Annotated in this window: 20 protein-coding genes and 1 pseudogene; 12 read left to right on the top strand and 9 right to left on the bottom strand. The window is 69.7% G+C overall.

The features are described from left to right. Positions 1–11: 11 nt before the first annotated feature. Both FEF34_RS00770 and FEF34_RS00765 read left to right on the top strand, forming a co-directional pair. The gene (locus FEF34_RS00770; RefSeq protein WP_138051413.1) at positions 12–1184 is read left to right on the top strand and encodes an ABC transporter permease; all 1173 of its coding nucleotides are present in this window, start codon (positions 12–14) and stop codon (positions 1182–1184) included. Positions 1185–1570: 386 nt separating this feature from the next. After that, positions 1571–2788 carry a M28 family peptidase gene (locus tag FEF34_RS00765; RefSeq protein WP_138051412.1) on the top strand — a complete coding sequence of 406 codons (1218 nt, stop codon included), beginning with the start codon at positions 1571–1573 and terminating at the stop codon, positions 2786–2788. Between the two features lie 61 nt (positions 2789–2849). Here FEF34_RS00765 and FEF34_RS00760 read toward each other — a convergent pair whose 3' ends face one another. Further along, on the bottom strand, positions 2850–3788 hold the full coding sequence (locus FEF34_RS00760; protein ID WP_138051411.1) for a GlxA family transcriptional regulator: 939 nt from the start codon (positions 3786–3788) through the stop codon (positions 2850–2852). A gap of 197 nt (positions 3789–3985) precedes the next feature. Here FEF34_RS00760 and FEF34_RS00755 point away from each other — a divergent pair, with 197 nt between their 5' ends. From FEF34_RS00755 to FEF34_RS00740, 4 genes are all read left to right on the top strand, one after another. Further along, positions 3986–4675, top strand: a complete 690-nt coding sequence (locus FEF34_RS00755; RefSeq protein ID WP_138051410.1) for a DJ-1/PfpI family protein — start codon at positions 3986–3988, stop codon at positions 4673–4675. Positions 4676–4746: 71 nt separating this feature from the next. Then, the gene (locus tag FEF34_RS00750; RefSeq protein WP_138051409.1) at positions 4747–5067 is read left to right on the top strand and encodes a hypothetical protein; all 321 of its coding nucleotides are present in this window, start codon (positions 4747–4749) and stop codon (positions 5065–5067) included. Next, positions 5064–5531: a DUF2269 family protein gene (locus FEF34_RS00745; protein WP_138051408.1), complete on the top strand. Its 468-nt coding sequence runs from the start codon at positions 5064–5066 to the stop codon at positions 5529–5531. Before FEF34_RS00750 ends, FEF34_RS00745 begins: the two co-directional genes overlap by 4 nt. Before the next feature lie 2 nt (positions 5532–5533). Next, on the top strand, positions 5534–5812 hold the full coding sequence (locus FEF34_RS00740) for a DUF3817 domain-containing protein (RefSeq protein WP_138051407.1): 279 nt from the start codon (positions 5534–5536) through the stop codon (positions 5810–5812). Between the two features lie 464 nt (positions 5813–6276). On the opposite strand, the gene FEF34_RS00735 is transcribed toward FEF34_RS00740, so the two are convergent. Then, entirely contained in the window at positions 6277–6630 is a 354-nt protein-coding gene (locus FEF34_RS00735) for a glycosyltransferase (protein ID WP_199800625.1), read from the bottom strand. A gap of 73 nt (positions 6631–6703) precedes the next feature. Between FEF34_RS00735 and FEF34_RS00730 the strand changes: the two genes are divergently transcribed. After that, positions 6704–6955, top strand: coding sequence for a hypothetical protein (locus FEF34_RS00730; RefSeq protein WP_138051405.1), 252 nt, complete (start codon positions 6704–6706; stop codon positions 6953–6955). Positions 6956–7064: 109 nt separating this feature from the next. Here FEF34_RS00730 and FEF34_RS00725 read toward each other — a convergent pair whose 3' ends face one another. Further along, on the bottom strand, positions 7065–9269 hold the full coding sequence (locus FEF34_RS00725) for an ATP-binding protein (RefSeq protein ID WP_138051404.1): 2205 nt from the start codon (positions 9267–9269) through the stop codon (positions 7065–7067). A 130-nt stretch (positions 9270–9399) separates the two neighbouring features. On the opposite strand from FEF34_RS00725, the gene FEF34_RS00720 reads away from it, so the two are divergent. Further along, complete coding sequence (locus FEF34_RS00720; protein ID WP_138051403.1) at positions 9400–10203, top strand: nuclear transport factor 2 family protein; 804 nt, start codon at positions 9400–9402, stop codon at positions 10201–10203. Between the two features lie 535 nt (positions 10204–10738). Next, a complete protein-coding gene (locus FEF34_RS40940; protein WP_171052763.1) occupies positions 10739–11488 on the top strand; it encodes a DUF5134 domain-containing protein in 750 nt (249 codons plus the stop codon). Positions 11489–11671: 183 nt separating this feature from the next. On the opposite strand, the gene FEF34_RS42330 is transcribed toward FEF34_RS40940, so the two are convergent. From FEF34_RS42330 to FEF34_RS00700, 3 genes and pseudogenes are all read right to left on the bottom strand, one after another. Next, the gene (locus FEF34_RS42330) at positions 11672–11917 is read right to left on the bottom strand and encodes a hypothetical protein (RefSeq protein WP_171052734.1); all 246 of its coding nucleotides are present in this window, start codon (positions 11915–11917) and stop codon (positions 11672–11674) included. 489 nt (positions 11918–12406) lie between these two features. Next, positions 12407–12511 (bottom strand): annotated as a pseudogene (locus tag FEF34_RS44060) (hypothetical protein); the annotation flags it as partial. A 101-nt stretch (positions 12512–12612) separates the two neighbouring features. Then, positions 12613–14559 carry an AfsR/SARP family transcriptional regulator gene (locus FEF34_RS00700; protein WP_138051401.1) on the bottom strand — a complete coding sequence of 649 codons (1947 nt, stop codon included), beginning with the start codon at positions 14557–14559 and terminating at the stop codon, positions 12613–12615. 133 nt (positions 14560–14692) lie between these two features. On the opposite strand from FEF34_RS00700, the gene FEF34_RS00695 reads away from it, so the two are divergent. The 3 genes from FEF34_RS00695 to FEF34_RS00685 all read left to right on the top strand — a co-directional run bounded on the left by FEF34_RS00695 (position 14693) and on the right by FEF34_RS00685 (position 16930). Then, a complete protein-coding gene (locus tag FEF34_RS00695) occupies positions 14693–15571 on the top strand; it encodes an alpha/beta fold hydrolase (protein ID WP_138051400.1) in 879 nt (292 codons plus the stop codon). A gap of 88 nt (positions 15572–15659) precedes the next feature. Next, a complete protein-coding gene (locus FEF34_RS00690; RefSeq protein WP_138051399.1) occupies positions 15660–16004 on the top strand; it encodes a transposase in 345 nt (114 codons plus the stop codon). Further along, complete coding sequence (locus FEF34_RS00685; RefSeq protein WP_199800622.1) at positions 16001–16930, top strand: IS3 family transposase; 930 nt, start codon at positions 16001–16003, stop codon at positions 16928–16930. Before FEF34_RS00690 ends, FEF34_RS00685 begins: the two co-directional genes overlap by 4 nt. On the opposite strand, the gene FEF34_RS43565 is transcribed toward FEF34_RS00685, so the two are convergent. The 3 genes from FEF34_RS43565 to FEF34_RS00665 form a co-directional block, all read right to left on the bottom strand. After that, positions 16819–17127 (bottom strand): nucleotidyltransferase domain-containing protein, encoded by a 309-nt coding sequence (locus FEF34_RS43565; protein ID WP_267905165.1) that lies wholly within the window; start codon positions 17125–17127, stop codon positions 16819–16821. The two genes, FEF34_RS00685 and FEF34_RS43565, sit on opposite strands and share 112 nt — an antisense overlap. Positions 17128–17258: 131 nt before the next feature. Beyond that, positions 17259–18029, bottom strand: coding sequence for a LysR family substrate-binding domain-containing protein (locus FEF34_RS00675; RefSeq protein ID WP_138051397.1), 771 nt, complete (start codon positions 18027–18029; stop codon positions 17259–17261). Between the two features lie 232 nt (positions 18030–18261). Then, entirely contained in the window at positions 18262–19458 is a 1197-nt protein-coding gene (locus FEF34_RS00665; protein WP_138051345.1) for an ISAs1 family transposase, read from the bottom strand. Between the last annotated feature and the right edge of the window lie 100 nt (positions 19459–19558).

Here is a 19558-nt window from a genome sequence, read left to right as displayed (position 1 = left end):
AGGTCTCTCGCATGAACACGCGCGACGTCGTCCGCGTCGGAGCCTCTGGACTGCGCGCCCGCCCGCTGCGGGTCTTCCTGTCCGCGCTCGGCATCGCCATCGGCATCGCGGCGATGATCGGCGTCGTGGGCATCTCCACCTCCAGCCACGCCGAACTGCAGCGCACCCTCGACCGCCTCGGCACCAACCTCCTCACCGCGGCCCCAGGCCGGACCTTCACCGGCGGCGAGGCCAAGCTCCCCGAACGCTCCATCGACATGGCCGGCCGCATCGCCCCGGTCGAGTCCGCGACCGGCACCGGCAAGGTCAAGGCGTACGTCTACCGCAACGACCGCATCCCGGCCGCCGAAAACGGCAGCATCAGCGTTCGGGCCACCCGCCTCGACCTCCTGGACACCGTCGGCGGCACACTCGCCCGCGGCACGTGGCTCAACCGCGCCACCTCCGGATACCCGGCCGCTGTGCTTGGCGCAAGCGCCGCCGACCGGCTGGGCATCGGCAGCATCAGCCCCGACTCCCAGGTATGGCTCGGCGGCCAGTGGTTCAGCGTCGTCGGCATCCTCGACGAGGTGGCCCTGGCACCCGAGCTTGACGACAGCGCACTCGTCGGCTGGGACATCGCCAAGCGGCACCTCGCCTTCGACGGACACCCCACCACGCTCTACGTCCGCACCACCGACAGCGCCGTCACAGCGGTGCGCGAGGTCCTCGCCGCCACCGTCAACCCCGAGGCACCCACCGAAGTGCTCGTCAGCCGCCCCTCGGACGCCCTCGCCGCCAAGGGCGCCACCGACGAGGCCTTCACCGGCCTGATGCTCGGCCTCGGCGGGGTCGCCCTCCTCGTCGGCGGGGTCGGCGTGGCCAACACCATGGTCATCTCCGTCCTGGAACGCCGCGCCGAGATCGGCCTGCGCCGCGCCCTCGGCGCACGGCGCGGCAACATCCGCACGCAGTTCCTCGCGGAGTCCCAACTGCTGGCGGGCATCGGCGGGATCGCCGGAGTCGTCATCGGGGCGGCCGTCACCGCCGTCTACGCCCTCTCCCAGGGCTGGCCGGCCGTCGTCCCAGCCTGGGCGATGGTCGGCGGCCTGCTCGCCACCCTCGCGATCGGCGCCCTGGCCGGCCTCTACCCGGCCGTACGGGCCTCCCGACTGCCCCCGACCGAGGCGCTGTCCGGGGCCTGATCCCGGCACACGCCACGGCTCTCTCCTTTCCCGGCCCCGAGCAGGCTCACCGGGAACTCCCGTTCCCCGGGCCCGCCCTGCGTCCCCCGCCCCGCCCGATCCCACACTGATCCATCAGCGACCGGAAGGAACACCCGATGACATCGCCGCACTCGCATCAGCAGCCCCAGGGGATGTCCCGGAGAGGGGTGCTCGGCGCGATAGCTACCGGCTTCGTGGCCCCGACAGCCCTCGGCGGGCAGGCGTACGGTGCCCCCACCCTCCTGCCCGCCTGAGGAGGGCGCGGGCGAGCGGGTGCGGCAGCACCTGCGCGTACTGGACGCCGTCGCCGCCCGGCACGGCGGCGACCGGGCGGCCGGCCCGGCTTCGAGCACTCCGCCCGCTATGTGGAGCGCCGGCTGCACGCGGCCGGCCTGCGCACCCGGCGTCAGCCCTTCGGCTACCCCCGTACGGACTTCGTACGCGACACCGTGGAGCAGATCCGCCCGCAGCGGCGCGAGGTGACGCACTTCCCGGGGCATGGCTTGGCGGCGTCGCCCGACGGTGGACACATCGGTGAACTCGTCGTCCCGCGCGACCCGTTCGGCGACGCCGCAGACAGCTGGGAGGGGATCGACGCCCGAGCGAAGGTGGCGCTGCTGCAACTGCGCCCGAACACGCTGCGCGGCGCCCGGCAGGAACGCCGCACGGGCTGCCACACAGGAGGCGGACCGTTGGGCCATCAGCGGATCGCGGAGGACCAGACCGCAATGGCCCGCCGGGCCTTGGTCCACGCCCGCGCCGCCGGCGTCTCGGCGGTGCTGTTCTACCTCGACCAATTCGACTTTCTCATCGGCCTGTTCTTCGAAGCCCCCGGGGACACCGGCCTGCCCCCGGCTGCTGTCGTCCACTCCAGTGCCGCCACCGCACTGCGGCAGGACATGGACGCCGGGGGCGCGACAGTGCGCGTCGATCTCGAACTGCAAGAGCGCCAGGTCGACACCTTCAACGTCCTGACCGTCCCACCGGACATCACCGCCCCCCGCCATCTCTTCGGAGCCCACCTCGACAGCGTCCCCGCGGGCCCCGGAATCGACGACAACGCCTCCGGCTCCGCGCTCCTGCTCGACCTCGCCCTCTCCCCGATCGCCCGCGCCGGACGCCCCGCCCAGTTCTGCTGGTGGGGCGGCGAGGAGGACGGGATGCGCGGCTCTCGGCACTTCGTCGCCACCGAACCGCTCGAACCCGTCCGCGGCTACTTCAACACCGACATGGTCGCTGCCCCCAACTACGTCATCAGCGTCTACGGCGACGGCCCGCAGCGCCACTACACCGACCACCTCGCCGCCATCGGCCGGCCCTGGCTGGAGGGCCCGGTCGACGGCATGTCCGACCAAGTCCCCTTCCTCGACGCCGGCATCCCGGTAGCCGGGATCGACACCGTCAACAGTGCTCCCGCGCGCCTCAAGGACGACCACGAGGCCGCCGTCTTCGGCGGCGTCGCCGGCCAGCCCTTCGACCCCCAGTACCACGCCCCCGGCGACACCCTCACCGACATCAGCAGCACAGCCCTGGGCATCTGCACCACCGCCTCCCACGCCGCACTCCGCGCCACCACCCGGTAGCAGCCCGCCCCGAGCCGCAGAAGGACTCTCACAGATGACCATTCAGGAGAATGATCACGAGTCAGCTGAAGGTGCGCCGGTAGGTTTGCGGGCTGACGCCGGTGGTGCGCTTGAAGCGGTCGCGGAAGGCGGTGGGCGAGCCGAACCCGACCTGGTGGCCGATGCGCTCGACGGAGTGCTCGGTGGTCTCAAGCAGGTGTTGTGCCTGGCGGATGCGGGCCCGGTGGAGCCACTGGAGCGGAGTGGTTCCGGTCTGGGTGCGAAAGCGTCGGATCAGGGTGCGGGTGCTCGTTCCGCACTGCGCGGCGATGTCGCCCAGGGTGAGGTCGCGGGCGAGGTTCTCCCGCAGCCAGACCAGCAGCGTCTCCAACTCGGACCCCTGCGAGGGGAGGGCATGGTCGTGGACGATGAACTGCGCCTGCCCGCCCTCGCGTTCGAGCGGCATCACGGAAAGACGGGCGGCATCGGCGGCGACGGCCGAGCCGTAGTCACGACGGATCATGTGCAGGCACAGGTCCATGCCGGCGGCAGCGCCCGCCGAGGTGAGGAACTGGCCGTTGTCGACATAGAGCACGTCCGCGTCGACGGTGACGCCCGGGTGCAGGGCGGCCAGTAGGTCTGCCGCACGCCAGTGGGTCGTGACGCGCAGCCCGTCGAGAAGACCGGTGGCCGCGAGGGGAAACGTGCCCACGCACAGCGAGGCGATCCGCGTCCCGGACGCGGCGGCCGACCTCAGAGCATCGCGTACGGCAGGAGGGAGCGGGGCCGTGGGGTCGGCGATTCCCGGCACGACGATCGTGTCCGCGTTCTTCAAACCCTCCAGGTTCCACGGCGCGCGCAGGGTGAAGGCGCCGGCGTCGATCTCGTCGCGCTCTGCGCAGACCCGCAGCTGGTAGCCGGGCCGCCCGTCGGGAAGGCGGGTCCGAGTAAAGACCTCGATCGGCGTGGACAAGTCGAACGGGATCACCTGGTCCAGCGCGAGGACGGCGATGGTGTGCATGGCGGGAACCTACCTGTTCGGAACACGGCGAACCCCGGGCCAGGATGCCGGTGTGCCCATGTGACAGCAGTTCTGATGCCTGCAGAAGGGTATGGCAATTTCCCGTTGAGATATGTCACTCGTGCCACTGGGCGATCGAGTCCGCAGCCGGTTGGCTTCACCACGACGCAGCAAACCCGATCCCGGAGGAACGACCCATGCACGTCCAGATCAGCCTCTTCGACGGCTTCGACCCGCTCGATGTCATCGCCCCCTACGAGGTGCTGTACGCCGGCGGCACGGCCTCGGAGGGCGCAGTGAGCGTGGAACTGGCCTCCGCGGAGGGGCCTCGCGAGGTGGTCAGCGGTACCGGGGGGCTGGTACTGCGCGCCACCGCCGCACTCGACCCGGAACGTGCGGACATGATCCTGGTGCCCGGAGCCTCCGGCCGCGTCGGCGAACCCGGCGAGGTCCCGGAGGAGGGAGCGGGGACCGGCGAGTGGAAGCAGAGCGAGTTCATCCCCGTGCTGCTCGGCCGCACGCTGACCACCGAGCTGCCCGCGCTCCTGAAGCAGGCGATGGACGCCCCGGACGTGATCGTCGCCACCGTCTGCGGCGGCTCGCTGGTCCTGGCCATGGCCGGCCTGCTGGAGGAGCGACACGCCACCACGCACCACACGGGCCTGGACATGCTGGACGCCACCGGAGCGCACGCGGTACGCGCCCGTGTCGTCGACGACGGCGACCTGATCACCGGCGCCGGCGTCACCTCCGGCCTCGACCTCGGCCTGTACCTGCTGGAACGCGAGGTCGGCCCACGCATCGCGCACGCCGTCGAGGAACTCTTCGCCTACGAGCGACGCGGCACCGTCTGGCGCGCCACGGGCCCCACTCCCGCCACCTTCTGAGCCCCCGGCCCGCACCCACCGCCGCGGGCCGCCCCTCACGCCTGTATCGCATCACAAGAAGGAGCATCACCATGTCCGTTGAAGGCACCTGGAACCTGTCCATCTCCACCCCCATCGGCAAGATCAAGACCGTGGTGGAACTGCGCAGGCAGAACGACGGCACTCTGACCGGCGTCGCTCACGGAACCGGCGAGGAGGTACCACTCAGCGACATCGCACTCGACGGCGGCCGGCTCACCTGGAAGCAGGCCATCACCAAGCCCATGCGGCTCAACCTGGCCTTCGACGTGACCGTGGACGGCGACACGCTCAACGGCACCTCCAAGGCCGGTCGCCTCCCGGCCTCGATGGTCACCGGCGAGCGCCGGGCGGTCGTGGAGCACCAGGCGTGACCAAGATTCTGCTGTCCCTGCACGTCCTGGCCGCCATCCTGGCCGTCGGCCCCGTCACCGTCGCTGCCAGCATGTTCCCCGGGACGCTGCGCCGTACGGCCGGCGACCGGGACGGCACCCGCACGACCCTGCAGACACTGCACCGCATCTGCAGGGTCTATGCCGGCATCGGCATCGCGGTCCCCATCTTCGGCCTCGCCACAGCCAGCAGCCTCGGTGTCCTCGGCGACGCCTGGCTGATCACCTCGATCGTGCTGACCGCAGCGGCCGCCGGCGTCCTGATCCTGCTGATCCTGCCCGGCCAGGACCGTGCCCTGACCGACACGGCGAGCCCGGCCGCAACGCGGTCGCTGGCGCACGAAACTGCGAGCCGTCTCGCCCTGGCCACCGGCATCTTCAACGTCCTCTGGGCGACTGTCACCGTCCTGATGATCATCCGCCCCGGCTCGACCACAGGAGCGTGACCATGCATCCGCGTTCACCGCACCACCTGCGCATCGCAGCTCACGCCGAGCTGATCTCCCTGATCGTGATGCTGGCCAACGTGTTCACCATCCATCTCAAGCCCACCTCATCCGTGATGGGCCCCACACACGGCTGCGCATACCTGTTCGTAGTGATCGCAACATGGCGCCTCAAGCCTGCCCCGGCCGTCAACATCGCGGCCCTCGTACCGGGCGTCGGGGGCCTGCTCGCGCTGCGGCTGCTCGACCGCGGCGATGCGGCCGTAGGCCGGCAGACATAGCTGCGAGTTGAACATCCGTCGCTACGGTTCCTCACATGGCAGACCACAACTGCCGCGCACACAGGACGCCCAGCACCGTTTCGGCGCTCTGCGCCAACAGCCCCGCTGTGATCACGATCATGGTCTCGACACGCCACGCAGACCATCCACGAGCTCGTTTGAAAGGCCACACTTCGCCCTCCGCAATCGAGTGCACTGCTGGGCGACAGGGCAGGGGATGTACGCGGGGAACTCCCACGTGCTCTGTTCCTCTCCCGCGACAGCGCTCCAGGCAACGTGGTTTGGCACGGCCGGGGAACGATCAAGGACATTGGACAGCCGGGAGACCTCAGGGTGCTCCGAAGGCAGAGCTCCGGTACGCGGTGCGCGCCCGCGTCCACACTGCCGGGACCGTGTCGAGCGGTATGTGAGTCACCGTCGACGAGGTCGGACGAGCCACGGCCGACGGGTGGTGATCGGAGATGTCACGCGCCGTCGATGATGTCGAGGACGGCGCGCACCGGTTCGGCTGCCTGGTAGTCCGCGCTCAATTCCCGTGCCCGGCGTCGGAACGCCGGCTCGTCCAGCACCCGCCGGACGGCTTGCCCAACCGCGGCGGCCTCCGGCCGGCCGGTGCGCAGGTCGACACCGACGCCGAAGTCCGCAACCCGGGCGGCCACCGCGGGCTTGTCCTCGCTGCCGCCTGCCACGACGAGCGGCACGCCGTGGTGGAGAGCGAGCTGCACGCCGCCGTACCCACCGTTGGCGACCACGACGTCGGCCAGCGGGAACAGCGCGTCGAACGGGATGAAGGACTCGATGTACGCGTTCGATGGCACGCGCAGGTCGCCGTGCCATGTCGGTGAACCAGCCGGACATGGCCTGCAGGAACGCCGGACCCGGTGCCAGCTCGTGCAGCCACGGCTGCAGCTCATTGAGGCGGCGGTCGTCGAAGTCGGCCGGTCCGGCCAGCGGGACGAACGCCGCCCCCGCCGCTTCGGCCTGCGGCGCGAACCGGCTGCCGCTGACGACCGTGACCCGCCGTCCGGCGGCGACGAGGTGGCGGGCGAGCTTCAGGACCGGCCGGATGTGACCGGTGAGCGGGGTCGCGGCGAGCACGATGGGTACGGCTGTCATGGGGAGGGCTTCCTCGGAGTCGGCTGAGATCGGCCTGCGGGAACGGCCGACCTGATGAACCCGATCCTTGCCACCCCGCTCGGGGGAGACCACCGGACACCGACCGGACACCGCCGTTACGGGCGGACGGCCCAGCTCAGCCTCGCCCGGCCACGGTGTCGGCACGCCGGACGAGCTCCCGGAGCCGCTCGCCAAGCTCATCGGCGCCCAACGAGGCTGCGACAGAACTCGCCACGCCCTCCCACCACTGCGCCGACGCCACGTCACCGAGGTCGGCCGCCAGGGCCGCGGCCACGCCCGCCAGGTGTGCCTGCGGCCGGTGCCCGTCCTGTCGGGGAGGCAGCTCGCCGGCCACGGCGAGCATCACGGCCGCGTCGTCCAGGCGTCCTTCGCCGCGGGCGGCATGCGCGCACTCAGCAAGGACCGCGGCCACCGAGAACCCGCTGCCCAACTCCTGCGCCGTGGCCGCGGCAGTCCGCCAGTGCTGCGCCGCCGCGGACCGGTCACCGCGCAGCAGCGCGCCGTCCCCGCAGCAGATGGGTACGTGCACGGCTGCCCACACGTCGTGTTCGACGTCGAGGCGTTCCTTCACGTGGACCTCGGCCCTGGCCAGCAAAGCCCCCGAACGATCGAAGTCCTCCAGGCGCAGTGCCGCCGCCGACGCGAAGATCGCCGCCTCCGCGGCCAGGGAGGCGTCATCGATCCGTTCGGCCAGCCGCATTGCCCGTTCCGCGGTGGCGAAGAGGTCCGCGGCGACGCGGTTGAACCCGGCGCGTGTCACCAGCCAGCGAGCCCGGCCCCGCTCGCTCAGGTCGTTCTCGTGCAAGCGGTCGGTCCAGGCGAGGCCCTCGTGGGTGTGCCCGGTCATCCACAGCGGCAGCCATACCGACCACAGCAGCTCGGCGGCGTCGTCGTGCCGACCGGCGTCGACGAGCTGGTCGAAGCCGAGTCGGAGCACATGGCGATCCACCTCGACCTGCTCGACCGCCGTCATGTCGCCGCGGCCCCGGATCCGCACACCGTGTTCACGCGCCGCCCGAAGGGCCCATTGGGCCACGCCTCGACGGGCCTGTTCGCGGTCGGACGGTTCGAGCGTCTCAAGCGCGTACCGGCGGACCGGTTCCAGCAGCCGGAACCGGGCGACCAGCCCTGCGTCGTCGCCGCGGGTGACCAGGGAGTGTTCGGTCAGCTCGGCGATCGCGCCCATCGCACCCGCCGCGTGCGGCGCAGCTATCGCGTCAACGATGTCGAGGGAGAAGCTGCCAGGGATCATGGCGAGCCGGGGGAGCAGTCGCCGGGCTTCAGGGTCGAGCATCCGGGAGCTCCACTCGATGGTGGCAGCCATGGTGCGTTGCCGTGCGGGCAGGTCCCGCGGCGTGGCCACGGGCAGATCCGCCAGCTGATCGCCTCGTTCGAGCAGTGCCCGTGGCCCGAGTCGGGCGGCCGCGGCGGCCAGGAGCTCGATGGCCAGTGGCAGTCCGTCGGCCCGCCCACACAGCTCCGCGACGGCACCCTCGTCCGCATTCCCGGCGGGCGGTGGCGCGCCGGCGGCGGCCAGCCGCTCGCCGAAGAGCCGCACTGCGGCCGCCTGTCCGAGCGGGGCGATGCGCACCTCACGTTCCCGGCGCACCCTCAGCGGTACGCGGCTGGTGGCCAGGACCACTGCGTCGGGGGAGGCAGTCAGCAGCTCGATCAGCTGTGGGCCGCAGGCCGTCACGCGTTCCAGGTTGTCGAGCACGAGCAGGGCCGACGTCCCGGCGAGGTGCGCGGCGAGGCCGGTCACCGTGTCGGCGTGGGATCCCGCGGCGCGGGCCATGACGGCGACGGCGTCATCGGGTTCGGTGACGTCGGTCAGGTCGGCGAAGTACACGCCTCCAGGATGATCGGCGGCCACCACATCCGCGACCACCAGCGCGACGGTGGTCTTGCCCACCCCGCCCGGACCTGTGAGCGTCACCAACCTGCCCGGCGTGCCGCGAAGGGCGGCGACGATCTCGGCGACCTCGTCGTCTCGCCCGACCACCGGGACGGCCGGAGGCGACGGCGAGCGGGGCGTCAACGTGCGGAGCGGCATCTCGAGGGCCTCGTCCCCGGCCCGGCCCAGGGCGGACAGCAGCGCCATGCGGTCGGTGTCACGGAGCTGCAGCGCAGAGGCCAGCGACCGCACCGTGTGCGGCTGGGGCCGGGTCCGCCGCCCGCGCTCCAACGCGCTGACCGCGTCAACGGACAATCCGGCGGCAACTGCCAGTTCCTGTTGGGTCAGCGACCTTGCCTCCCGCAGGTCACGCAGCATGGCCGCGAAGCCACTCGTCTTCCGCGCCGACCCTGTCGAATCGTTCACGAGATCGATTATGCCTTCCAGGGCCGGGGCGTTGTCCGGGCGTTGTCCGGGCGGTGTCCGATTGTCGGGCAGCCCCCCGATGTTCATGCTCGAGGGTGACAGAACGAATCAGAGCTAGGAGATCGACAGCATGCTCCCCCAGGCCCTCGAGGCACTGCGTGAAGCGATCAACTCCCATGTCCCGGAGCGGATCGCCGACTGCTTCACCGACGACTACGTGGCCGAACGACCGCTGCGGCCGGCCGAGGGATTCATCGGTTCCGACCAGGTCGCCGCGAACTGGACGAAGATCCTGGCCGGGCTGCCCGACGTGCGGGCCGAGATTCTGCGCCACGCCCAAAACGGCGACGAGCTGTGGTCGGAGTGGGAGTGGCAGGGCACCGCCCCGACCGGGGCGACGGTCGTACTGCGCGGCCCGGTGATACTCACCACCCGCGACGGACGGATCGCATGGGCCCGGTTCTACCCCGACCCGGTCACCACGGACAACCCGACCCACACCACCGTCTCCCGGGTGCTGGACGCCCCGGCCGAACGGATCTTCGCGCTGCTCCGCGACCCCCGCCGTCACCCCGAACTCGACGCCACCGGCCTCCTGCGGCACGCCGAAACCTCCCGCCCGGTCGACGGCGTCGGCGATATCTTCGTCATGGCCATGCACAACGACGAGGTGGGCGACTACCGGATCGAGAACCACGTCGTGGCCTTCACCAAGAACCGGGTCATCGCCTGGGCCCCCGGCCAACCGGGCCAGCGCCCGGCAGGCCACCGCTTCACCTGGAAGCTCACTCCGACCGACGACGGCCACACCGAGGTGACCCAGACCTACGACTGGACGGCTGTCACCCACCCGGCAGAGGTGCCTCGACTGCCGGTCCTCTCCGCCGACGCGCTCGACGGGTCGTTGATCCGTCTGGCTGCTGCGGTGGCGTAAGAGCGCCAACGCACTCGGACACAGTCCGCCGTCCAAACGGGAGAAGCGCCGCGAGAGCGAGGTGCGGGTCCACTTCTGGATCGGGCGCACAGGGCGCACGAGCCACACGTACGAATTCCGGATCCTGTCGGCCGACCGCCCGACCGTCTACGCCACCGGCAAGCGCGTTCAGGTCAACCTGGATCCCCAGGCCCGCCGCCGTTGGCCATGCCGATGGAGCTACCTGTGCGAGATTCGGCGGGCCGGTCCTTTCGAGCCGTGCTCTGCCCTGCGCGCATCCCAGAGCTGGTCCTGCTGCGACGCAGGCAGGGACCGATTGCTGCCCTGGGTGCGCGGTTTCGCGCTCTTGAGTCAACTCCGCATCCATTACGTACCAAGCGGCATAGCCGAAGTCGGTGAAGGCGCGGTCTCGTGCCGCAGCCCCCGCCGCACACGCTGTCCCGAACGGGTCCATCGGCGTGTAGCGATGCGCGGGAGTCGCCGATGCCGAGGAGAACAGCGGGTTCGTTCGAGAGGTGGCAAGGTGGCGGGTCTGATGCTGGGCTGGACGTTGGCGGTCGTAGCCGCCGCGGTGACTGCGGGAAGCCTGCTTCGGGTGGCGCTTGCCGACGGCTTGGGCCGCTACGAGGCGGCTGCCGAGGGCACGATGGCTGCGGGGATGGCCGTCATGTCCGCGCCTCCGACCGCGGGTGTATACGGAGAGCAGGGCATGTGGTGGGCCGCGGTGTTCGCCGCTTTCGGACTGGGCGGCATCGCGGTCTGCGTGCATCACTGGGTCCGGGGCGGATGGCGCCATCTTCGCCACGGGGCCCATCACGTGATCGGCAGTGCCGCCATGGTGCTGATGACCCTCGCCATGCCCGGAGCCATGCCGGGAACCTCCTTTGGCCCGGCGCTCGCCCTGGCGGGTTCCTCCGCGCACGGCATGGCCAACATGGGATCCATGCATGGGGGGGCCGCAGTGGGGTCCATCCATGACATGCCTGGAATGGAGGGGATGGACGATTACGCCATGTCAGCAGTCACCGGTTCGACGGGTGCCGCGATCGCATGGCGTGGGGCCTTCGGCCTGCTGGCCCTGTATTTTCTGGTGTCCATGGTCTTGGCTGTGCGGGCCCGGTTGCGTGGCGCCGGCCGACCGGTACCGTCGGCAGGCGGCAAGGGCCCCCGGCACCGTCGGCCCCGCCGGAGCCGCATGGGACTCTCCGCACCCAACGCCGCCCTCGCAGGGCACATCGGCATGGGCGGTTCCATGGCGACGATGCTGCTGATGATGGCGGCGTGACAGCGGCCAATCGAGGCTGGGCGTAGTCCACTTCGTATTGGTGTCACTGGGGCTCATGTACGACAACCGGGACTCGCATGCCCTGGGCATCTCCGGTCGGGGTCTGTCGATCGCATGCGCCGGTCCGGAAGCAACCGGGGCCAACTGACGGACTTTTGTGGGTGAGCGGTCAGGAGCCGTGTATCAGGCCGGACGACGTGGACGGCCGAGCCGTGAGACGGCGACGAGGACCGCGGTGGCCAGCCCGTACAACACAACAGTGGCGGCTGACCGGCCCGCGCCGTACGTCAGCGTCGGCGGCAGGTAGACGGGACGGCTCACTCGGACGTCCCGGTTCACGCCCTGCTCGACGGGGATCCAGGTCTCGGCCCGCCGGTTCTGCTCGTCGCGGAACGTCGCGTACAAGAACCAGCGGCCGGAGCCGCTCACGGTGATATTTCCTCGGTAGGTGCCGTCGGAGCCTGCTGTGAGGCGTCCTGTGACTCTGCTGCTCAATTTGCTGCGGGGAGACGTGTGTTGACGAGATGATCGTTCCCCTGCTCGCTTTCCTGCCGTGCGGCTGCAGGGCAGATGATGCGGATGTCGTTGCAGCCGAAGGGGCTGCCGGAGGTTCCGGAGCAGACCGCGGCGGTGGCCTGGGCGGCTTTCCCCAAGGGGAGCCTGCCGATTCGGGTGCGGGACCGCTTGGCGGAGGTCGCAGATGAACCGTTCACCGGCGCCTTCGGGGTCCGTGGTGCCCCGGGGAGGGCACCGGCGGTGCTGTCGCTGGTCACGGTGCTGCAGTTCGCGGAGAACCTGACCGACCGGCAGGCTGCCGCGATGGCTGTCCGGGCGATCGATTGGAAGTACGCGATCGGCGCCGTGCGCCTCCAGCTGTGCCGGCAACCGGGACACCGTCTGCTTCGGTATCCCGGTGGCGCGCGAGATCTCCGCGCAGCGCACCGGAGTGTCGGAGGTCTCCAAAGCACCGAGAACCGCAAAGGCACCATCGAGGACCCCGCGCCGCTCTGAGCGTCCACTCATCACTGCGTCCTCTTCCCTGTGCGTCTTCGGCGGGCAGCTTGCCTCCCCGCCCTGAACCCGACCCCGGCCCCGGGGCAAGTCCCCGGCTCAAAAGGTGGGTGCTATCGCCGATTGAGGTGCTGATCGAGGGTCGACAGGATGTGGTTGACGGGGCCGAAGGTGATCATGGCGGTCGTTCCGCCCGCGATCTCGCCGCGCAAGGGGGAGAGGGCGTCGTGTGCTTGTGCGGCGAGTGATTCGTCGTGGAGCAGAGTCGCTGTATGTGCGTTGACGGCCCAGAGTGCGTCATACAGGTGGTCGGCGGGGGGCGTGGGCAGGGCGTCGGCGGCGTGGCGGGCCGCCGCGAGGTTGTCGCGGGCGAGGTCGAGGAGGGGCTGGACCCATGGACGGTAGGGGCCCCAGTCCAGGTCGGGGTCCGTTGGCGCGGGACGGTGGTGACGTATACGGAGGGAGAGGAGCGCGAGCGGGAAGATGCCGGCTTCCATCCCGGGCATGCCGGCGCCGGCGAGGTCGGTGGCTACGGTGCGATAGGCGTGAGCGACCTCGGCGGCATCGTTTGATCGTTCTGCCAGACACATGGTCCGGAAAGCGGCGGTGAGAACGGGAACGAGTGGGGCCTCGTGGAGGGCGGCGAGCCGCTCGGCCGCTTCGACGTGGCGTTGCGCGGTCCCGGTGTCGCCGCGTGCCGCTTGGACCTGGATCTTGATCAGATGGCCGAGAATCTCGAACAGTGGGAGATCGTGTCGCGCGGAGAGCTCAATGAGCTCGCCGGCGATGGCGTCGCGTTCGCCGGTGCGCCCGGGGCGCTGGAAGGACTGCACGAATCGGGCGTTGAGCGCCAGTACCAGCACGTTGGGGTCGTGGAGGTCCCGAGCAAGTTGTTCGGCCTCCCTCGCCGCCTCGGCGGCCCACTGGTCTCGGGTTCCGCGATGCTCGAGTGCGATGGTGGCGAGGAGACGTGCTCGAAGCGCTGGTGATGCCCCCGGTCCCAGCCGGTGCAGAGTGCGTTGAGTGGTTGCCACCAGGGCCTCGGACCGTCCGGGGTCGTCGGCGCGTGTCCAGATGGTGGGGACGTCGTACGCCGCGATCACTCGGGCGGTGAGGCTGGGGTCTCCCGTCCGTTCCGCTTCCGCGGCGGCCGCGGCGCGGTGCTCCTGGGCAAGTACCAGGTTGGTGCCGCCGGTAATCGCGGCGGCTCTGGCCACGGAGCTCATCGAGCGCAGTCGTGTGTAGGTCCCTGTCGCTTCTGTGCGCCTGAGCAGGCGCAGCCGGTCCTCGTCCCGGGGCGCGGGCGTGAGGTGCGCAGCGTGCCGGAGGATGTCACGTTCGAGATGGTCGAGACTGTCCACCGATTCCAGTCCGAACTGATCCAGCAGCCCGGCGCGTGCGGCACGCAGCGAGGCCAACGCGTCGACCTGGCGGCCGACTTGGTAAAGAGCATGGGAAAGCAGGACCCAGGCATGCTCCCGCCACGGGTGTGCGGTTGCGAAAGCCTCCAGCTCCGGGATGAGGGGCGCGCCTCGTCCGAGGTCGAGCACCGCTCGGGCCCGCAGTTCGACGGCTTGACAGTGGAGTTCTGTCAGGCGGGCGCGTTCTGGTGCCAGCCAGCGCGAGGCGTCGAGGTCTGTGTACGGCTCCCCCTGCCACCACGAGAGCGCTTCGCTCAGCGCACTGGCAATCTGGCCGCTGGGTGCGTCGCGCATGGCCGCAAGAGTGTCCTCGAATTGGTAGGCGTCAACGTGTGCCCGTGGAATCCGTAGGGCGTATCCGGTACCAACGGTCTTGATGACCTGCGAGGGGGTTCGCGGGGGACGATCCGGTTCAAGGGCGCGGCGCAGCTCGGCGACGAAGGTGCGGACCGTCCCGGCCGCGGTGGTCGGGGGGTCCTCCCAGAGATCATCGACCAGCACCGAAAGCGGGACGGCCCGGCCGCCGGCCGCGACCAGCCGCCCCAGAAGCTCGCGGCGGCGCTGGCTGCCCACCGCAACAGGGCGGCCCTCGGCATCCCTGACCTCGATCGGTCCGAGCACCCTGATGTGGATCTCCATGTCCTCATTGTCGTCGACTCCGGGCTGCGCTGCTGATCCACTGCTAATCCGGCTCTCCGATCCTTCCTGTCGTTCATACATCTACGCGTGAGCGGCAGTGGCTCACACGTTCAAGAGAGGGAAATCGGCAACTATGGGCAACATCATTACGGGGTTCGAGACCAGGCCGATCGGCGTGGCTGACGGGGTTGAGCTGAACGTGGCGGTCGGCGGAGACGGGCCGGCCCTCGTACTGCTCCACGGCTTTCCTCAGACCCACCTGATGTGGCGGCATGTCGCTCCCATCCTGGCCGAGCACCACACCGTGGTCTGCCCCGACCTCCGCGGCTACGGCGCCAGCAGCAAGCCGGAGGCGGTGGGCGGGGACACCTACTCGAAGCGGACGATGGCCGCGGACATCATCCACCTGGCCGACGCACTCGGGCTCGACCGGTTCGCGCTGGTCGGGCACGACCGCGGCGCACACGTCGCCTTCCGGGCCGGCCTGGATCACCCGAACCGGATCAGCCACCTGGGATTCCTGGACATCATTCCCACCCTGGACACCTGGAACGTCCTCAACGGGGTCAACGCGGCCGTCGCCTTCCACCTGTACCTGATGGCCCAGCCGCCCGGTCTGGCCGAGCAGATGATCGCCAACAGCGCCGACGCATTCTTCGGCCACTTCCTCGACGCCTGGTCGACGAGCTCCCACGCGATCCCGGCGGACGTGCGCGCCGAGTACCTTCGCGCATGCCGGGACGCAGTTCCGTCGATCGTCGCCGACTATCGCGCCACCGCCACCATTGATATCGAACACGACCAAGCCGACCTCGACGCCGGCAACCAGCTCACCATGCCGGTGACCGTCGTCCAGCAGGACTGGGGCCAGCAGTTGGGGTTCGACGCCGCTGCGACCTGGCGGCCGTGGGCCGCTGACCTTGAGCACTTCACCACCCAGGCGGGCCACTTCATGGCCGAGGAGGCTCCGGAGGACATCGCCACGCTGATCCTCAACCTGGTGAAGCGGTGATCTCCGTGGCTGGCCGGTGTCGACCGAACTCGCCAGTGACCATCCCCTCGTAGCGTGGAGCCCGTGATTGCAGGGGGAGTTGGGGTTCATGGGGTCCAAGAAGAAGCCGCCGTACGACGCTGAGTTCCGTGAGGGTGCGGTGCGCATCGTGGTTGAGACCGGGAGGCCGGCCGGCGAGGTCGCCGAGGAGCTCGGCATCAACCCGGGCACGCTGCACAGCTGGGTGTCGAGGTGGTGGCGCAACGGGACGACGTCCTCGGACCGGCCCGTACAACCGACTGCCGCCAGTGGGGGTGGGGGTCGGGTGCGGGAGGCTGAGCGGGCCGAGCTGGAGCGGCTGCGTCGGGAGATCGGGGAGAAGAGCAAGCGGATCCGGGAGCTGGAGATGGAGCGTGATGTCTTCAAGCGATGTATGGCCCTCTGGGTGAAGTGATCGAGAACGCTCCGGAGGCGGTGGTCGCCTTCATCGGTAGCCAGAGGGTCGGGCATGGCGTCCCGCACCGGGTGTCCTGCCGGGTGGTCGGGGTGAGCGAGGCTTGGTTCTACAAGTGGCGCCGGCGCCCCGACGAGCCGACGGAACGCGTGGTCAGGAGGGCGAGGCTGGAGGAGCGGATCATCCACTTCTTCACGGAGTCCGGCGGCACCTACGGCTCGCCGAGGATCACTTTGGATCTGTGGGCGGAGGGCTGGCAGGTGTCGGTGAACACGGTCGCGGAGATCATGGCCGGGCTCGGTCTGCAGGGCCGCAAGCCGCCCAGGCGGCGGTCGCTGACCCGGCAGGGCAAGCGGGAGGCTGCCCCTGACCTGGTGAATCGCCGTTTCGACGCGGTGGCCCCGGACGTTCTCTGGTACGGCGATATGACGGAGATCGAGACCGGCGAGGGCAAGATCTATCTAGCCACGGTCATCGACGCGTTCTCGCGCCGTTGCCTCGGCTACGCCATGGGCGAGCACCATGACGCGGCCTTGGTCGGGGCGTCGTTGAAGATGGCCACCGCGACGCGCGGTGGCCGAAGGGACGGGACGATCTTCCACAGCGACAGGGGAAGTGAGTACACGTCAGAGGCGTACAACACCCTGTGTGACCTCCTGGGCGTGGTGCAGTCCATGGGGCGGGTGGGGTCGGCGCTGGACAACGCCGCCGCGGAGTCGTTCAACTCGCTGATCAAGGTCGAGTACATCCACCGGCACCGGTTCGCCACCCGCACCGAGGCCCGCCTGAAGATCGCCACCTGGATCACCGGGTTCTACAACCCGCGACGCAGGCACAGCGCGGCCGGCGGCCTGCCGCCGGAGGAGTTCGAACGGAGCATCACCGAAGCACGCAAGAAGAGCGACCAGAGGTGCCAGGCCGCATAGGAGAGGTCTCTACGAAACCAGGGGATTGACAGGACGACGTCGATGTCGGAGTCCGGCCGCGCGGCCTTGCGGGCGCAAGACCCCACCAGGAGCAGGCCGACGATGTCCTCACGGGCCCTTGCCCAGCGTGTGATCCGGTCGATGACCTCGTTGATCTCAGCGACTCGCTCCGGCGACAGCGCGGTCCGAAGATCCACTGACCGATCGTCGCGATGCACGTCGAATGTCCCCCTCGCCGCATAGCCGGTGCCGACATCGGACAGTCTCTCAGGCCGGTGGCGCGACAGCCACTGCCAATGACGGCAGGGGCCACCCACGACCTGGGGGGTTACGTGACCACAGTGGTGGGAGTTGCGTGACCGTCGACACGCTCCGCCAGGCGTTTCGCCTTCGGCGGCAGCCCATCGGCCTTTCGGCGGGAGCTTTCTGCGTGCAGGGTATCGGTTCGCGTCCCAGGATTCAGGTTAGTGCCGATGGTGCGGGGGTGATTCTGCCCACCCAGGTTTTCGGCAGTGCTCAGGAATATTGCAGTGGATGGCGTGGTGCCGTCGCGGCGCCACACGAGTTCGAAGTCGATACTGGGCAAGCCAGAGTCTGCTAGGGCCAGTGGAAATATCCGAGCGGAGGCCAGACTGGCAGCCATTGAAGCGGGAACGAGGGTAAAACTATCGGGAGTGTCCAGGCGCACATGGCGCAGACCGGGCACGGGATCCTCTGCATAGGCGAAAGTGTGGCCGGTCTGTTCCAGAGCGCGGGTCAGCAGGGCGTGGTGGGTGGGGGCGTATCGGGGTGCGTAGAAGTGGAAGGTCTGACCGGCGAAGTCGCTCAGGCGTACGGAGGTCCGGCCGGCGAAGGGGTTGTCGGCGCCGACGAGCGCTGCCAAGGGCTCGCGGCGCAGCGGCTGACGGTTGTAGCTGGGCCGGTCGGGCAGGGCGTGGGAGAGCACGATGTCCACGTCGCCTGCGGTCAGAGCGGCGTCCAGGTCCGGTGACCAACCTTCGTGGGCGTCGACGGTCAGATGTGGGTGGCGCTCGCGTACGGTGGCGAGCAGCCGAGGAAGGGCCTCATAGGCGGCGGAGAGGACATATCCCAGACTCACGTGCCCCACTTCTCCGCGTCCGGCCTGCGTAGTGCGCTCGGTAAGTCGGTCGGTTCGGGCGAGGATGTCACGAGCGCCTTCGAGGAAGACGGCGCCGGCCTCGGTGAGGCGGAGCGGGCGGCGCTGGAACAGGGGAGTGCCCAAGTGATCTTCGAGGGCGCGGATCTGGCGGCTGAGCGCGGGCTGAGCGATGTGTAGGCGTTCGGCGGCCCGGGTGAAGCCCAGGGCTTGATCAAGTTCCGTGAGTGTCGGGGTTGTTGGTGATGCCCAGGATGGCGAGTGCTCGTTCGGGTTCGTGGCGGATGGCGCGGGTGGTCTTGGCGATGTTGTCGGCTCCGAGGATCTTCAGGGTGCCAATGGCGAGGTTGCGGAAGGTAGCCATGGCGCGGGGCGCGTTGCCGGTGTGGACGGTCGAGGCGTCCTCGGCGAAGGTGACATCTCGGATGTAGTGGGAGGAATTCTCGATTCCCCAGTGCCCGCGGATGGCGGTGGCGAGGCCGGCGGGGCTGGTCTGGTGGATATCCAGGCTGGTGACGGCGTAGACGCTCTCGCGACTCTCGGGCTTGCCGGTGGGCTTGCGGCGGCGGTGGACGCGGATGGCGAGGCGGGCGTGGGGGAAGGCGATCCCGCCGAGGCTGTCGGCGATGGAACAGGTCTTGATCGACCGGGACTCGCGCCGTCCGTGGGCGGTGGCGGAGGCGGTGTGCTGGACGGTGATCGATGTCCAGGGCAGAGCGGCGAGCTGGGCGTACGCGGTGGGCTGGTTGGTCTTGATGACCGCGATGTAGTGTGCCTTCTTCGTCTCGACCAGCCAGGTGATGTTGGCCTTCACCGAGTGCAGGGCGTCGAAGGTGACCACGGCGTCAGCGAGGTGGAGTGGTGCCAGCAGGGGCTTGAAGTGCCGCGTCTCGTTGGTCTTCGCGCCGACCTCGACCTGTGCGAGCGTGGCGACGGGGTGATGCGTGACCGCCGCGAGCAGGTGCCGGCGCGGCGCGGCCAGGTGGGCCGAGCCCTTCAGCGCCTTGCCGTCCACGGCGATGACCCGCCGCGGTCGGGCCGCTGACGCATCCGCGCACGCGGACTTGCGGTGCTGGTCAGCGAGGTAGGCGCCCACGGCCTGGTCCAAAGCATCGCCGTCGACCGCCATGAGGACGCGTCCGATGGTGACCGGCTTGGGGCTGCGCCGCCAGCCGAGCAGGTGACGGCGGATCCTCAGGGTCGCCAGCAGGGTGTTCGTGGCCCGCTCGGCGAACTCGGCGATCTCGTCCAGGCTCTTCGCACCTGACACGGCCGCGCAGGCACACACCAGCAGGATCGACACCAGGGAGTACCAGCGGCCCCGGCGAGAACGCGGATCGGGCACCGATGCGAGGTAGGGGCACAGGTCAGCGATCCGGTCCGCATCCAGCGGACCCAGCTTCTCCAGCACGGCAGGTATAGGGGAAGATGCAACGGCAGGCACGGGACATCCTCATGATCATCTGGCTTAGTCACCACAATGATCACGAACCCTCGTGCCTGCACTGCTA

This window comes from Streptomyces marianii (assembly GCF_005795905.1).
GTDB lineage: Bacteria > Actinomycetota > Actinomycetes > Streptomycetales > Streptomycetaceae > Streptomyces > Streptomyces marianii.
This window is presented reverse-complemented; position numbering and strand designations above follow the sequence as displayed.